This is a genomic window from Pseudomonas sp. SIMBA_041 (genome assembly GCF_046535095.1).
GTDB lineage: Bacteria > Pseudomonadota > Gammaproteobacteria > Pseudomonadales > Pseudomonadaceae > Aquipseudomonas > Aquipseudomonas mucoides.
The window spans coordinates 313,932-329,661 of sequence record NZ_JAWRXJ010000002.1 but is presented as its reverse complement, the minus strand read 5'-3'; the positions used below and the strand labels follow the sequence as shown (position 1 = coordinate 329,661).

The following is a 15,730-nucleotide window of genomic DNA, read 5'->3' as shown; positions in this document are numbered from 1 at the left end:
CGATGTGGCGGGTATTTGGCCTGCTGTTGGCGCTGGCCGCGACCCGCGCGATGGCCGCGGAAAAAGTGCGCTACTGCGACTACCCGGTCTACCCGCCGATCTCCTGGAGTGACGGCAAACAAGTACGCGGCCTGGCCCCGAGCGTGGTGAAAAACCTCTTTGGGCGACTGGGTTATGACGTCGACATCGTCGTGCTGGGCAACTGGAAGCGCTGCCTGCTCGACGTCGCTGAAGGCCGGGTCGATGTGGTGTTGGCTTATAGCACCGCGCAACGGGAGCAGAGCATGGTGTTTTCGACGGTGCCGGTGTTGCGCGAGGAGGTAGCGTTGTTCATCAATCGTCAGCACCCGGTGAAATTCGAGCGTCTGGAGGACCTGGCCCATTACCGTGGCGGGTTGCTGTTCGGTGAAAGTTACGGCGTCGATTTCGATCGCTTGGTCGCGCAACACCAGAACATCGAATGGGTCTCTGACAGCGGCCAGAACTTCGGCAAACTGATCCGCGCACGTATCGATTTCATCACCTCGGAACGACGCACCGGTCAGCTGTACGTCGAGAACCTGCCGGGCGCGCAAGACATCGTCGCGCTACCGAATGCCTTGAGCGTCGACTATTTGCGGGTGGCCATATCGCGCAAGTCCCCCTTGGCCAAGCGCATGCCGCAGATCGACGCGCAACTGAAACGCATGGTCGATGCTGGAGAAGTCGAGCAGTGGTTGAATGAAAGCGAAGTCACCTACCGTGACATGGTCAACCTGCCGGCGAACGCCAAATGATCCGCGCGCGTCCGGGTGGATTACTGCGACGTCTGCTGCTGTTTATTCTGTTGTTCAGCCTGTGTTTCACCGTGCTGGCGAGCACCGTGCAGCTGTACTTCGAATACCGCCGCGAGATGCGCGACATCGACTCGCGCATGGAGCTGATTCGGGCCGGTTACCTGGCCAGTCTGGAGCGCAGTCTCTGGGACTTGAACCAGGAACAACTGAACGTGCAGTTGCGGGGCCTGGTGGACTTTTCCGATGTGGCGCGGGTGCACCTGATCAGCCCCGATTTCGATCTGCTGCAAGGCAATGCCGACCCGATCGGGCCGTTGCGCATCGAGCGTTTTGAACTGGATTATCAACCACCAACCGGGCCTTCACGGCACTTGGGCCAGTTGGAGGTCAGCACCGATCTGGGCGCGGTGCATCAGCGCCTGTTCGCCACCGGTTTGACCAGCCTGCTGTGGATGAGCGTGTTTCTGTGCGGTCTGGCCGTGGCGTTGTCGGGGCTGTTCTACCGCTTGGTCACCCGGCACCTGCAAGTCATGGCCGAGTTTGCCCGACGCATCGCTGCCGGTGACTGGCACGAGCCGTTGCACCTGGACAAACGCCGGCACGTTCACGAAGACGAAATCGACACCGTGGCCCACGCGCTGGACGACATGCGCCGGGCCATTCTCAGCGACATTGACCGCCGCGAAACCGATCGGCTGGCCCTGCAAGACAACCGTGATGAATTGCTCAGGCTGGTCGAGCGCCGCACCGCCAGCCTGATGCGCGCCAAGGACGAAGCCGAGGCCGCCAACCTCGCCAAGTCGCGTTTTCTGGCGACCATGAGCCACGAGTTGCGCACCCCGCTCAACGGCATTCTCGGCATGGCCGAATTGCTGCGCGGCGCACGTCTGGATGAGCGTGACGGCAAACGTCTGGATGCGCTGTACAAGGCGGGCGAAGGGCTGCTGTCGATTCTCAACGAAGTGCTGTATTTCGCGCGATTGGAGGAGGGCGTCAGTCACCCGGAACCGGTCGACTTTTCGGTCCGGCAATTGCTCGATGAGGTGCTGACGCTGCTGGAACCGCGCGCGCTGAGCAACGACACGACGCTGCACTGTCGAATCGATCCACAGGTCGCCGAGCGCCATCACGGAGCCGAGCAATTCTTGCGTCAGGTGCTGAGTAATTTGCTGGCCAACGCGATCAAGTTCACCGAGGGCGGCAAGGTTGAGGTCGACGTCGCGCTGCTGGCTCAAGGTCCGGAACAGGCCGGGCAACGGCTGCGCGTGAGCGTGACAGACAACGGCATTGGCATCGCCCCGGCCATGCAGGAGAAGATCTTCGAACGTTTCACCCAGGCCAGCGAAGAGGTGGCGCAACGCTTTGGCGGAACCGGGCTCGGGCTGGCGATCAGCAAGCATCTGGTCGAGCAGTTGGGCGGGCGGATTGGCGTCGAAAGCGAAGTCGGGCGGGGCAGTTGTTTCTGGTTCGAACTGACGTTGCAGGCGTCTACCGGCCTCACCACGGTGGCGCACAGCAGCGAGTCGGTGCAGGCGCTGAAGGTGCTGGTGGTCGAGGATGTGGCGCTGAACCGCGAAGTGGTCAGCGGCTTGTTGCAGCGTGACGGGCATCAGGTCTGGCTTGCCGAAGAAGGCGAGCAGGCGCTGGCGCAGTGTGCCGGGCAAGCCTTCGATTTGATCCTGCTCGATGTGCACCTGCCGGGCATCAGCGGCGTCGAGCTGTGCAAGCTGATCCGCCACACCCAAGGCCCGAACCGTCAGGCGCGGATCTTCGCCCTGACCGCCAGCGTGCAGCCGGCCTTGATGCGCGGTTATCTGGAGGCCGGCATGGACGGCATTCTCGCCAAGCCGCTGAAGCTCGAAAACCTGCGACAAGTGCTGGCCGGGCAACTGCCGGTGTCCACATCGCAACCAGATGACGAGGCGATGGACTGGCCGCTGCTGGACACCCATCGGACCTTGCTCGGGGAACAGAAACTGCAGGGCTTGCTGGCGGTGTTGCGTGACTCGATCCATCAGCATCGTGACGCACTCACCGAAGCCATCGAGGCTGACGATTGCACTGAAGTCGCCCACCTGGCCCATCGACTGGCCGGCAGCTGCGACTCATTGGGCTTTCGTGCGTTGGCCAATGTGCTGCGCGCTTTGGAAGAGGCCGCGATGGTCAATGATGAGCAGACGATGCGGACCTTGGCTTCTCAACTTCATGCGCAATTGCGGCGTTCGCAACAGACGCTGGCTGAGTTGTTGTCCCGCTGACGTACAAGTTCGTTACGACTTTTTACAACTTTGATCTTTACGGTCAATCGGACCTTACATGCGCTTCCAATAATCGAGGCAACCGCCACAGCGCGGTCTTCGAAGCTTATTGGAGATAATAATAATGAACTGCCGTAAAGCTGATCCTTCCCCGCGCCATGCCGCACACCTTGCTGACTATTGAGGGGCGAACATGAGCGAATCTACCGAAACCAAAGGCATCCAACTCACCCGCGCCCTGAAAAGCCGGCACATTTTCATGTTGTCGCTGGGCGGCGTGATCGGCACCGGGCTGTTCATGGGCTCCGGCGTGACCATCAACCAGGGCGGGCCGGTGGGCGCGATTCTGGCGTATCTGGTCGCCGGTTTCCTGATGTACCTGGTGATGGTCTGCCTGGGCGAACTGTCCGTACAAATGCCGGTGTCCGGCTCGTTTCAAACCCACGCCACCAAATTCATCGGGCCGGCCACCGGCTTCATGATCGGCTGGGTGTACTGGATGAGCTGGGCGACCACTGTGGGCCTGGAATTTACGGCGGCGGGCATGTTGATGACGCGCTGGTTTCCGGCGGTGCCGATCTGGTATTGGTCGGCGCTGTTCGTGGTGGTGCTGTTCGGTTTGAACGCGCTGGCGACCCGCGCCTTCGGTGAAGCGGAATACTGGTTCTCCGGGATCAAGGTCGCGGCGATTCTGGGCTTTATCGTCGTCGGCGTGCTGGTGATCTTCGGCGCCATCCCGCTGACCAGTGGTGCTCCGGCGCCGATGATGAACAACCTGATCGGCGACTCACTGTTCCCCAACGGCCTGTCGGCGGTGTTCGCGGTGATGATGACCGTGGTCTATGCCTTCCAGGGCTGCGAGATCATGGGCGTGGCCGCCGGCGAAACCGATCAGCCGGAAAAAAGCATCCCGCGCGCGGTGCGCAACGTGGTGTTTCGCGTATTGATTTTCTACGTGCTGGCGATTGTGGTGCTCTCGGCGATTGTGCCGTGGCAGCAGGCCGGGTTGATGGAAAGTCCGTTCGTGCAGGTGTTCGACATGGTCGGCATTCCTTATGCCGCTGACCTGATGAACTTCGTGATCCTCACGGCGATTCTGTCGGTGGGCAACTCCGGCCTGTATGCCTCGACGCGCATTCTGTGGGCGATGTCCAAGACCGGCATGGCGCCGAAAAGCCTGTCGCCTTTGAGCAAACGCGGCGTACCACTGCGGGCGCTGAGCATCACCTTGTGCTTTGCACTGGTGTCGCTGATGACCAGTTTTGTCGCGGCAGACACGCTGTTCATGGTGCTGATGGCAGTGAGTGGCATGTCCGGCACCGTGACCTGGATTGTGATCGCGTTGGCGCAGTACAAATTCCGTCGGGCGTATCTGCGTGATGGCGGCAAGCTCAGTGATCTGAAGTACCGGGCGCCGTGGTTCCCGCTTCTGCCGCTGACGTGCATTGCGTTGTGCTGCTCATTGTTTGTGTTTCTCGCGCTGGATGAAACGCAACGGCCTTCGCTGTACTGGGGCTTTGGGTTTATTGCGTTGTGCTACGGCGCGTACTTCCTGATTCATCGCAAGCGCGAAGCGGTGTTGGCACCGAGTTTGCCGACCGTTTAATTTCCTGATTCCAAACGATTCCCTGTGGGAGCGAGCTTGCTCGCGATAGCGGTCGATCAGTCAGCAGAGATGTTGAATGTGATACCGCAATCGCGAGCAAACTCGCTCCCACAGTTGTTTTGCGGTGGGCTGTAGGCAGTTGTTCGAAGTTGTAACAGCGCTATCTTCATGGCGCTGGATAAATAAAATAAATCCTTTAAATACAATTAGATAGACAGCTTTTTAAGCTGTTACAGCGCATTTTCCTGCCGATTGCCGCCTTACTGAACACTCGTTTAGTATGACCTCAAGTCGCATCACCTCAGACCAATCACAATAATTCGAGGATTCGCATGACTACTCAATCTTCTCTGCTCAGTCAGGTTGAAGCCGGCGTTGCCTGGATCACCCTCAATCGCACGGCCCAGCGCAATGCGCTGGACATCCCGACCCTGAAAAACCTCCACGCCTTGCTGGACCAATTCAACGCCGACCCCTCCGTGCGAGTCGTTGTGCTGACCGGCAGCGGTCGCAGTTTCTGCGCCGGTGCCGACCTGGCCGAATGGGCCGAAGCCGAAGCCCGTGGCGCCCTTGAAACCTACGGCTGGACCGAAACCGCTCACGCCTTGATGAGTCGTCTGTACAGCCTGGAAAAACCGACCATCGCCGCCATCAACGGCACTGCCGTCGGCGCCGGCATGGACCTGACGCTGTGCTGCGATTTACGCATCGCTGCGCAATCGGCGCGCTTCAAGGCCGGCTATACCAGCATGGCTTACTCGCCGGACGCTGGCGCCAGTTGGCATCTGCCTCAGCTGATCGGTACTGAACAAGCCAAACGCCTGTTGTTCCTCGACGAATTGTGGGGCGCCGATCGCGCGTTGGCCGCCGGCCTGGTTGGCGAAGTCTGCGCCGATGAGCAACTGCTCGACGTCACCACTGAACTTGCTTCGCGCCTCGCCAACGGCCCGACATTTGCCTTCGCCCAGACCAAAAAACTCATGCGTGAAGGCGCTCAGCGCAGCCTGCCCGAGCAGCTGCAAGCCGAACTCGCCGCCGGCCTGTTGTGCGGCCGCAGCGAAGACGGCAACGAAGCCTTGCGCGCCTCGATCGAAAAACGCCCGGCCAATTTCATCGGTCGCTAAGTCCCGACACCACCTCCAGCACACGAACAACAGGTAGCCCCATGAATTTCCAACTGACCCAAGAACAAGAAATGTTGGTGGACGCGGTACGCAGTTTTGTCGCCAAGGAACTGCTGCCCCATGAGGAAGCGGTCGACCGTGCCGACGAAGTTTCCCCGGAGCTGGCGGCACAGATTCGCGGCAAGGCCATTGCCGCCGGTTTCTATGCCTTCAACATGCCGGAAGAAGTCGGCGGCGGCGGTCTGGACTACCTGTCTCAGGCGCTGATCGAACGTGAGCTGTCGAAGGTCTCCTGGGCGTTGCATGTGTTCGTTGCCCGGCCGTCGAAAATCCTCATGGCCTGCACCGGTGATCAGATCAACGACTACCTGTTGCCGTGCATCCAGGGCGAGAAAATCGACTGCTTCGCGCTGACCGAACCGGGTGCCGGTTCCGACGCCAACGCGATCAAGACCCGCGCCGTCCGCGACGGTGATGACTTCATTCTGAATGGCAGCAAACACTTCATCAGCCACGCCGGCCACGCCGACTTCGCCATCGTCTTCGCGGTGACCGACACCTACGAGCACAACGGCCGCCAGCGCAATGCCGTGACCTCGTTCCTGGTCGACCGCAACACGCCGGGCATGACCATCCGCCGCGGTCCGAAGTGCGTGAGCAACCGCGGTTACCACACCTACGAAATGTTCTTCGACGATTGCCGTGTCCCCGCGTCCAAAGTGCTGGGCGAAGTCGGCAAGGGCTGGGACGTGGCCAACGCCTGGCTGACTGCCGGGCGCGTCATGGTTGCCGCCAACTGCGTCGGTCAGGCGCAACGGGCGCTGGATGTGTCGCTGCAATGGGCGGCGGATCGCAAGCAGTTCGGCCAGCCAATCGGCACCTATCAAGGTGTCTCGTTCAAGCTCGCGGACATGGTCACGCAGATCCGCGCGGCCGAACTGCTGACCCTGCACACCGCGTGGAAAATGGACCAGGGCACCATGACCGATGGCGAAGCCGGCATGGCCAAACTGTTCGCCAGTGAAGTGCTCGGCAAGGTCGCTGATGAGGCGGTGCAGATTTTCGGTGGCATGGGCCTGATGGATGAATGCCCGGTGGAGCGCATCTGGCGTAACGCGCGGATCGAGCGTGTCTGGGAAGGCACCTCGGAGATCCAGCGCCACATCATTTCCCGCGAATTGCTGCGGCCGCTGTTGCGCTGATCGGCCCGGAGAATGTTTATGTCGCAGACGATTCGTGACAACCTCAAACGCCTGCTCGCACCGCGCCATCTGGCGTTTGTCGGTGGCCGCAGCATGGCCCGCGCGCTCAAGCGCTGCGCCGAAGGTGGCTACCTGGGCGAGATGTGGCTGGTCAATCCGCAGCACGACACACTTGAAGGCGTGCCGTGTGTGCGCAACATCGCCGAACTGCCGTGCGGCCCGGACGCGGTGTTCATCGCGACCAACCGCGAACTGACCCTGACCTGCGTCGCCGAACTGGCGGCCAAGGGCGCGGGCGGCGCGATCTGCTACGCCTCCGGGTTTGCCGAAACCGGCGCTGAAGGCCAGGCCTTGCAACAACAGTTACTCAAAGCGGCTGGCAACATGGCGTTGCTCGGCCCCAACTGCTACGGCTTGCTCGACTACCTGCACAGCTCCGCGCTGTGGCCGGTGGCCCATGGCGGCAAACCGGTGGAGAAGGGTGTTGCCGTGCTGACCCAGAGCGGCAACTTCGCCTATAACCTGTCGATGAGCGACCGCTCGCTGCCGGTGGCCTACATGGCGTCGGTCGGCAATCAGGCGCAACTGGGCATTGCCGAATTGATGGACGTGTTGCTCGATGAGCCGCGCGTCACGGCCATCGGCCTGCACCTCGAAGGCCTGAAAAACGTGCCGGGTTTCGCCCGTGCCGCACACAAGGCGCTGGAGAAGGGCATCCCGATCATCGCCCTGAAAACCGGCGTGTCGCAGATCGGTGCCGAACTGGCGCTCAGTCACACCAGTTCGCTGTCGGGCTCCGACGCGCTCTACGACAGCCTGTTTGCGCGCCTCGGCGTGATCCGAGTCAGTGGCCCGGTGAGTTTTGTCGAAACCCTGAAAGCCGCGGCCTGCGGCCAGTTGCCGGCGGGTAACAGCCTGATTGCTTTGGCCTGTTCGGGTGGCGATGCCGGGCTGATTGCCGACTACGCCGAACGCAATGACTTGAGCCTGCCCAAGCTCGATGAAGGCCAGGTCGGGGAACTGGCACAGGTCCTTCCAACCTACGCCAACCTGGTCAATCCGCTGGATTTCACCACGGCGATCTGGGGTGACGGCGAAGCGTTGAACCGCATGCTCGACAGTGCCCTGCGCACCGAAGCCGACGCCGCGATGCTGGTGCTTGATTACCCGGCTGAGTTCACCGGGGAGCGCAAGGAATGCGACCTGCTGCTGGAGCTGTTTTGCGCCGCGCTGGTGCGCCACGGCAAGACCGGTTTCGTCACCTCGGCGTTTCCCGAATTGCTTCCGGCTCACGCTCGTGAACGTCTGCATGCGCAAGGCGTCGCTGCGTTGCAAGGCGTGGAAGACGGCTTGGCGGCGTGGGGACGAATCGCCGGTTATCAACGCAATCATCAGGCGCTGCTGGCGCTCGGTGAGTCGGCGCTGGTGCCGCACTGTCCGCACGCCTTGGTTGGAGAAGGACGATTGCTCAACGAGTGGGATTCGAAAAAAGCATTGCATGCCTTCGGCCTGCCGACGCCCAACGGCGTAATGAGCACGCCGGACAACGCGCTGAGTGACGCCGACGCACTGGGTTATCCGTTGGTGCTCAAAGCGGTCAGCGCGCAACTGCCACACAAAACCGAAGCCGGTGCCGTAGCGCTGAACCTCAAGGACGCCACGGCCCTGAGCGCCGCCCTGGAAAAAATGCGCGCAAGCATTGCCGAGTACGCGCCGCAGGTGCCGTTCGATCACGTGCTGCTGGAGCCGATGGCTAAACCGCCGCTGGCTGAATTGATCGTCGGTATCAAACGCGAAAACGACTTCGGCCTCGCCTTGGTTATCGGTGCTGGCGGGATTCTGGTGGAGTTGCTCAAAGACAGCCGCAGCCTGCTGCTGCCGACCACCGACGGCGCCATTCGCAAGGCCGTTTTAAGCCTGCGCAGTGCGGCGTTGCTGCAAGGGTTTCGCGGACGCGAAGCGGCGGATCTGGATTCGCTGGTGACAGCGATCCGTGCGGTGGCCGATTACGCCTGCGAAAACGCCGGGCAGTTGCTGGAACTCGATGTGAACCCATTGTTGGTCGGTGCCGCTGGCACGACTGCGGTCGATGCGTTGATTCGCCTTGGCCACGAGTGAGGATGTGAACATGCAAACCACAACATTGACCGGTGGCCAGGCCCTGGTGCGTCTGCTGGCCAACTACGGCGTCGACACCGTGTTCGGCATTCCCGGCGTGCACACGCTGGAGTTGTATCGCGGCTTGCCCGGCAGCGGCATACGCCACGTCTTGACCCGCCACGAGCAGGGCGCCAGTTTCATGGCTGACGGCTATGCACGCGTCAGCGGCAAACCGGGCGTGTGCTTCATCATCACCGGGCCGGGCGTGACCAATGCTGCCACCGGTATCGGCCAGGCGTATGCCGACTCGATTCCGATGCTGGTGATTTCCAGCGTCAACCACACCGCCAGCCTCGGCAAGGGTTGGGGTTGTCTGCACGAGACCCAGGACCAACGCGCGATCACCGCACCGATCACCGCGTTCTCGGCGGTCGCATTGAGCGCCGAGGACCTGCCCGAACTGATCGCCCGGGCCTACGCGGTGTTCGACAGCGAGCGTCCACGCCCGGTGCACATCTCGGTGCCGCTGGACGTGTTGTCGGCAAAAATCAGCCGCGACTGGAGCAACGACGTGGTCCGTCGTCCAGGTCGTGGCGCCGCCTCAACCACCGCGCTGGACGAGGCTGTGGCCAAGCTGCAAAACGCCAAGCGGCCGATGATCATTGCCGGTGGCGGCGCGTTGAATGCGCAACAAGCGCTGCAAGAGATCAGCACCCGACTCGCCGCGCCGCTGTTCACCAGCGTCGCCGGCAAAGGTTTGTTGCCGCCGGATGCGCCGCTGAACGCGGGCTCGACCCTGTGCGTTGAACCCGGCTGGAACCTGATCGCCGAGGCCGATGCAGTGCTGGCGGTCGGCACTGAAATGGCCGACACCGATTTCTGGCGCGAGCGCTTGCCGCTGAATGCCGAACTGCTGCGCGTGGACATCGACCCGCGCAAGTTCAACGATTTCTACCCGTGTGCGGTGGCATTGCACGGTGATGCCCAACAAACCCTCGTCGCGCTGCTGGAACGTCTACCGTCCACCGCGCGTGATGCCAGCGCAGCGATTTCTGCCGTCGGGGCCTTGCGCGAAGCTGTGAAGGCAAGCCATGGCCCGTTGCAGTCGATTCACCAGGCGATCCTTGACCGTATCGCCGCCGAGTTGCCGGCCGACGCGTTCATCAGCACCGACATGACCCAACTGGCCTACACCGGCAACTACGCCTTCAACAGCCTGGCACCGCGCAGCTGGTTGCACCCGACCGGTTACGGCACCTTGGGCTATGGCTTGCCAGCCGGCATCGGCGCCAAGTTCGGCGTGCCGCAGCGGCCAGGGCTGGTGTTGGTCGGCGACGGTGGTTTCCTCTACACCGCGCAAGAGCTGGCGACCGCCGTCGAAGAGCTCGACAGCCCGCTGGTGGTGCTGCTGTGGAACAACGACGCGCTGGGGCAGATTCGCGATGACATGCTCGGGCTCGACATCGAACCGATTGGCGTACTGCCGCGCAACCCGGATTTCGCCGCCCTCGGTCGCGCCTTCGGTTGCACCGTGAGCCAGCCGCAAAGCCTCGCCGAGTTGCAAACCGATCTGCGCCACGGCTTCAAGCGCAACGGCGTGACCCTGATCGAACTCAAGCACGCGTGCGCGCACTGATTTTCATTTTCTGGCAGAGGTATCGCCATGCGCTTTTCCGATCTGACTCAACGTATCGCCGGTGACGGCGCTGCCGCGTGGGACATCCATTACCGCGCACTCGCGCTGCAGGAGCAGGGTGAAGACATTCTGCTGCTGTCGGTTGGCGACCCGGATTTCGACACCCCGGCGCCGATCGTGCAGGCCGCCATCGACAGCCTGTTGTCCGGCAACACCCACTACGCCGACGTGCGTGGCAAGCGCGCCTTGCGTGAAAGCATCGCCAGGCACTACGGCCGCCGCAGTGGTCAACAGGTCTCGGCCGATCAGGTTATTGTCCTGGCCGGCGCGCAATGCGCTTTGTTCAGCGTCGCCCAGTGCGTGCTCAACCCCGGCGATGAAGTGATTGTCGCCGAGCCGATGTACGTGACCTATGAAGCGGTATTCGGAGCCTGTGGCGCTGTGGTGATTCCGGTGCCGGTGCGCTCCGAAAACGGTTTCCGTGTGCTGCCTGAAGACGTCGCGGCCCGCATCACCCCGCGCACTCGGGCATTGGCGCTGAACAGTCCGCACAACCCGTCGGGCGCCAGTTTGTCCCGCGCCACCTGGCAGGCGTTGGCCGACCTGTGCATCGCCCACGACCTGTGGCTGATTTCCGATGAGGTCTACAGCGAGTTGTTGTTCGACGGCGAGCACGTCAGCCCGGCCAGTTTGCCGGGCATGGCCGAGCGCACCGCGACGCTCAACAGCCTGTCGAAATCCCACGCCATGACCGGCTGGCGAATCGGCTGGGCGGTGGCACCACCGGCGCTCGCGGCGCACCTGGAAAACCTCGCGCTGTGCATGCTCTACGGCTTGCCGGACTTCGTGCAGGACGCCGCCGTCGTTGCACTGGAAAGCAACTTGCCCGAGCTGGAGGCCATGCGCGAAGCCTATCGCCAACGCCGTGATCTGGTTTGCGAATGCCTGGCTGATTGCCCCGGCGTGAAGGCCTTGAAACCCGATGGCGGGATGTTCGTGATGGTCGATATCCGCGACACCGGGCTCAGCGCCCAGGCGTTTGCCGACCGCTTGCTCGACCGCCATGGCGTGTCGGTGCTGGCCGGTGAAGCCTTCGGCCCGAGCGCTGCCGGGCACATTCGCCTGGGGCTGGTGTTGGGCGCGGAGCCGTTGCGTGACGCCTGCCAGCGCATCACCCGTTGCGCCACTGAATTGCTGGAGTCTCAGGTTTATGCATAACCATAAAGCGCTGTTTATCGATGGCCGCTGGCAAACCCCATCGGGGCAGGGCATCGCCGAGGTGATCAACCCGGCCACGGAAGAAGTCGCAGGTTCAGTGCCGCTGGGCGATGAGCGCGATGTCGACAACGCGGTGGCCGCCGCACGCAAAGCGTTCAGCTCATGGTCGCGCACGCCATCGAGTGTGCGGGCCGGTTACATCCGCGCCCTCGCCGAGCAGTTGCGCGCGCGGGCTGATGAGATGGCTTCGGTTATCACCACTGAACTGGGCATGCCGGTGCAGTGGTGCCGCTCGGTGCAGGTCGACGGCCCGATCACTGGGCTGGAGCAGTACGTCGAACTCGCAGGCCTGATGGACGAAGTGCGTGAGGTCGGCAACTCGCTGGTGATTCGCGAAGCGGTGGGCGTGTGCGCCTTCATCAATCCGTGGAACTACCCGCTGCATCAATTGATCGGCAAGCTCGCCCCGGCGCTCGCTGCCGGTTGCACGGTGGTGGTCAAGCCGAGCCAGGAAACCCCGCTGCACGCCTTTTTGCTGGCGCAGATGATTGAAGCCATCGGCTTGCCGGCCGGCGTGTTCAACCTGGTCAGCGGGCCGGGCTCGAAGGTCGGTGAAGCGCTGGCCAAACACCCGGATGTCGACATGGTGTCGTTCACCGGCTCCACCGGCGCCGGGGTTCGCGTGGCACAAGCCGCCGCGCCGTCGGTGAAGCGCGTGTGCCTGGAACTGGGCGGCAAGTCGCCGCTGCTGATTGCCGAAGACGCCGACCTCGCCGCTGCTGTGCGCTACGGCGTGCAAGACGTGATGATCAACTCCGGGCAGACCTGCACCGCGCTGACTCGCATGTTGCTGCCGGCCAGTCGTTACGCCGAAGCGGTGGAACTGGCCATCGCCGAAACCCAAAGCCTGCGCATGGGCGATCCGCTCGACCCGCAGAGTTTCCTTGGGCCGATGTGTTCGGCGGCGCAACGGCGCACCGTGCGTGACTACATTCAGGTCGGCCAGCAGGAAGGCGCGCGGCGGGTGTGCGGCGGCGATACGGCCGACGCCTTCGAGCGTGGTTTCTACGTCAGCCCGACGCTGTTCGCCGATGTTGATAACCGGATGCGCATCGCCCAGGAAGAAATCTTCGGCCCGGTGCTGTGCCTGATTCCCTACACCGATGAAGCGCAGGCGATTCAGCTCGCCAACGATTCGCCGTTCGGCCTGTCCAGCGGTGTCTGGGCCGGCAGTGCCGAACGCGCCTTGCACCTGGGGCGGCAGTTGCGTGCCGGGCAGTGCTTCCTCAACGGCGCAGCGTTCAATTATCAGGCGCCCTTCGGTGGCTACAAACAATCGGGCAATGGCCGGGAGTGGGGCGAGGAAGGGCTTAACGAATTCGTTGAAGTGAAGGCGATTCAGGTGTGACCGCTCGATGGACGGGCTTGCATTTGCGACTTCAAACTCAACGTTGGTCAATGTTTAAGGAATTGTCATGAAAGTACTGATCGTCCACGCTCACCCGGAACCGCAATCTTTCACCGCCGCCCTGCGTGACCAGGCCGTCGCCACCCTTGAAGCCCAAGGGCATGAGGTGCAGGTCAGCGACTTGTACGCGATGAACTGGAACCCGGTGGCGAGTGCCGATGACTTTTCTTCGCGGGAGAACCCGGAGTACCTGGTGTATGCGCTGGAGCAACGGCTGGGTGTGAAAAGCCAGTCGCTGGCGCCGGACATCCAGCAAGAGCTCGACAAGTTGTTGTGGGCTGACCTGCTGATCCTCAATTTCCCGATTTTCTGGTTCTCGGCGCCTGCCATGCTCAAAGGCTGGATCGACCGGGTGCTGGTGTCGGGGATCTGCTACGGCGGCAAGCGCTTTTACGATCAGGGCGGCTTGAGCGGCAAGAAGGCGCTGGTGACCGTGACCCTGGGCGGGCGCGAACACATGTTCGGTGACGGCGCGATTCATGGTCCTCTGGAAGACATGCTGCGGCCGATCCTGCGCGGCACGCTGGCGTATGTCGGCTTCGACGTGCTGGAACCGTTTGTGGCGTGGCATGTGCCGTACATCAGCGACGAGGCGCGCAAGGAGTTCCTGGTGAGCTATCAGCAGCGACTGGAGCACTTGAGCGATGACCAGCCGATGCAGTTTCCGCGGTTGGCGCAGTTTGATGAGGCGTTGTATCCGTTGCCGGTTTGAGGCGGGTTTTTACCTGGCGTTTGATGGTGTTCTTTGCGGCCCCATCGCGAGCAAGCTCGCTCCCACAGGTTTTGCAAACGACGCAAATCCACTGTGGGAGCTTGCTCGCGATGAGGACAGTGAATCCAGCCCAAAAACCAATGGCTCGCCACCTGCCCAAGCCGGGCAGCCTGGGCAATGCCTATCAGGCTTAAATCTCCTTCACCGGCGTCTCACCCTCAACCCCTTTGATCAACCCGATGGCATGCAGGCAATCGGCCTTGTTCACATACGACTCGCCACTGGCGATGGTCTCGTGATTCCCCGCCCTCAACCGCCAGCGCCATTGTCCTTTGCCGGTACTCGGGGTGCCCTTGGATTGCCTGTAAATCTCGAAATACATACTGCTCGCTCCATGCGATGGGTTATTGCGACAACCTGTGTGACGCGTCGGGGGCAAGCCTAGCGGAGCTGGCTTTTTTGGCCACCGGGCATTTGTTTCCAGGCATTTGAAAATATTTCTGCCAGCGCCGGCAGGCCGGTGGGAATGGCCAAAACCCCCTCTGATTCGCCCTTGCATCACCTCCCATGGTCCTGCTTAATACGACTCGACTCATGGCGTCGAGAAACTGTCGACGACCCCGGATTGTAGAAAAACCACTATAAAAAAGAGCAATCAATTGACTCATCAGCACGGAACGCAACTGGCCGGGCATTTGGCGTTATCGCTCGTCATCCCGGTGTTCAATGAAGCCGCCACCGTCGACTTGTTCCTCGCGCGGATCAATGACGTCTTCAAGGACGAGGCGCTGATCGGTCTGGAACTGGTGTTCGTCAATGACGGCAGCACCGACACCACACTGGATCTTTTGCTGGAACGCCAGTTGACGGACCCGCGCCTGCGCATCGTTGACCTGAGCCGCAATTTCGGCAAAGAAGCCGCGTTGACCGCAGGTTTGCAGACCGCCACCGGCCAGGTCGTGGTGCCGATCGACGTTGATTTGCAGGACCCGCCCGAGGTTATTCTCGAGATGATTGCCCGCTGGCGTGAAGGTTATGAAGTGGTGCTGGGTCATCGTGTGAGTCGCAACACCGACTCCTGGGCCAAACAGACCTCGGCCAACTGGTTCTACCGCCTGCACAACAAAATCGCCGAGCAACACCTGCCGGAAAACGTCGGCGATTTCCGCCTCATGGACCGCTGCGTGATCGATGCCTTGCAGTCCTTGCCCGAGTCCCGGCGCTTCATGAAAGGTTTGTTCGCCTGGGTCGGTTTTCGCACCACCCAGGTCAACTACGAGCGCCCGGAGCGGGCGGCCGGAGCGACCAAGTTCAATGGCTGGCGGTTGTGGAACTTCGCATTGGAGGGCATCACCAGTTTCAGCACCGAACCGCTGCGGATCTGGACCTACCTCGGGCTGCTCGTTTCGCTGATTTCCTTCTCGTTCGCCATCTTCATCATCGTGCGCACCCTGATTTCCGGTATCGACCTTCCGGGTTATGCCTCGTTGATGGTGGCGGTCACCTTTCTGGGCGGCCTGCAATTGATTGGCATCGGGGTGCTGGGTGAGTACCTGGGCCGAACCTACATCGAATCGAAACGCCGGCCGGTGTATCTGGTGCGGCGTGTCTATGACCCCAAGGACTGAAC

12 protein-coding genes are annotated in these 15,730 nt (G+C 61.9%); 11 read left to right on the top strand and 1 reads right to left on the bottom strand.

Annotated elements, in window-relative coordinates; translation table 11 throughout:
* Positions 1-2: 2 nt before the first annotated feature.
* The 10 genes from SB725_RS05200 (at position 3) to SB725_RS05155 (ending at position 14,100) form a co-directional block, all read left to right on the top strand.
* On the top strand, positions 3-776 hold the full coding sequence (locus tag SB725_RS05200) for a substrate-binding periplasmic protein (RefSeq protein WP_027925897.1): 774 nt from the start codon (positions 3-5) through the stop codon (positions 774-776).
* Entirely contained in the window at positions 773-3,034 is a 2,262-nt protein-coding gene (locus SB725_RS05195; protein WP_410921401.1) for an ATP-binding protein, read from the top strand. Before SB725_RS05200 ends, SB725_RS05195 begins: the two co-directional genes overlap by 4 nt.
* Before the next feature lie 193 nt (positions 3,035-3,227).
* A complete protein-coding gene (locus tag SB725_RS05190) occupies positions 3,228-4,640 on the top strand; it encodes an amino acid permease (protein WP_027925895.1) in 1,413 nt (470 codons plus the stop codon).
* Positions 4,641-4,972: 332 nt separating this feature from the next.
* Positions 4,973-5,764 carry an enoyl-CoA hydratase/isomerase family protein gene (locus tag SB725_RS05185; RefSeq protein ID WP_410921400.1) on the top strand — a complete coding sequence of 264 codons (792 nt, stop codon included), beginning with the start codon at positions 4,973-4,975 and terminating at the stop codon, positions 5,762-5,764.
* 41 nt (positions 5,765-5,805) lie between these two features.
* On the top strand, positions 5,806-6,966 hold the full coding sequence (locus SB725_RS05180; RefSeq protein ID WP_059181450.1) for an acyl-CoA dehydrogenase family protein: 1,161 nt from the start codon (positions 5,806-5,808) through the stop codon (positions 6,964-6,966).
* An 18-nt stretch (positions 6,967-6,984) separates the two neighbouring features.
* On the top strand, positions 6,985-9,084 hold the full coding sequence (locus SB725_RS05175) for an acetate--CoA ligase family protein (protein ID WP_410921399.1): 2,100 nt from the start codon (positions 6,985-6,987) through the stop codon (positions 9,082-9,084).
* Between the two features lie 10 nt (positions 9,085-9,094).
* Positions 9,095-10,702 carry a 5-guanidino-2-oxopentanoate decarboxylase gene (locus SB725_RS05170; protein WP_410921398.1) on the top strand — a complete coding sequence of 536 codons (1,608 nt, stop codon included), beginning with the start codon at positions 9,095-9,097 and terminating at the stop codon, positions 10,700-10,702.
* A 27-nt stretch (positions 10,703-10,729) separates the two neighbouring features.
* Positions 10,730-11,920, top strand: coding sequence for a pyridoxal phosphate-dependent aminotransferase (locus SB725_RS05165; RefSeq protein WP_027925890.1), 1,191 nt, complete (start codon positions 10,730-10,732; stop codon positions 11,918-11,920).
* Positions 11,913-13,328: an aldehyde dehydrogenase family protein gene (locus SB725_RS05160; RefSeq protein WP_027925889.1), complete on the top strand. Its 1,416-nt coding sequence runs from the start codon at positions 11,913-11,915 to the stop codon at positions 13,326-13,328. Before SB725_RS05165 ends, SB725_RS05160 begins: the two co-directional genes overlap by 8 nt.
* 67 nt (positions 13,329-13,395) lie before the next feature.
* A complete protein-coding gene (locus SB725_RS05155) occupies positions 13,396-14,100 on the top strand; it encodes an NAD(P)H-dependent oxidoreductase (RefSeq protein WP_027925888.1) in 705 nt (234 codons plus the stop codon).
* Between the two features lie 190 nt (positions 14,101-14,290).
* Here SB725_RS05155 and SB725_RS05150 read toward each other — a convergent pair whose 3' ends face one another.
* Positions 14,291-14,482: a YegP family protein gene (locus SB725_RS05150; protein WP_010462174.1), complete on the bottom strand. Its 192-nt coding sequence runs from the start codon at positions 14,480-14,482 to the stop codon at positions 14,291-14,293.
* Positions 14,483-14,759: 277 nt separating this feature from the next.
* Here SB725_RS05150 and SB725_RS05145 point away from each other — a divergent pair, with 277 nt between their 5' ends.
* Positions 14,760-15,728 carry a glycosyltransferase family 2 protein gene (locus SB725_RS05145; protein WP_027925887.1) on the top strand — a complete coding sequence of 323 codons (969 nt, stop codon included), beginning with the start codon at positions 14,760-14,762 and terminating at the stop codon, positions 15,726-15,728.
* Positions 15,729-15,730 lie beyond the last annotated feature (2 nt).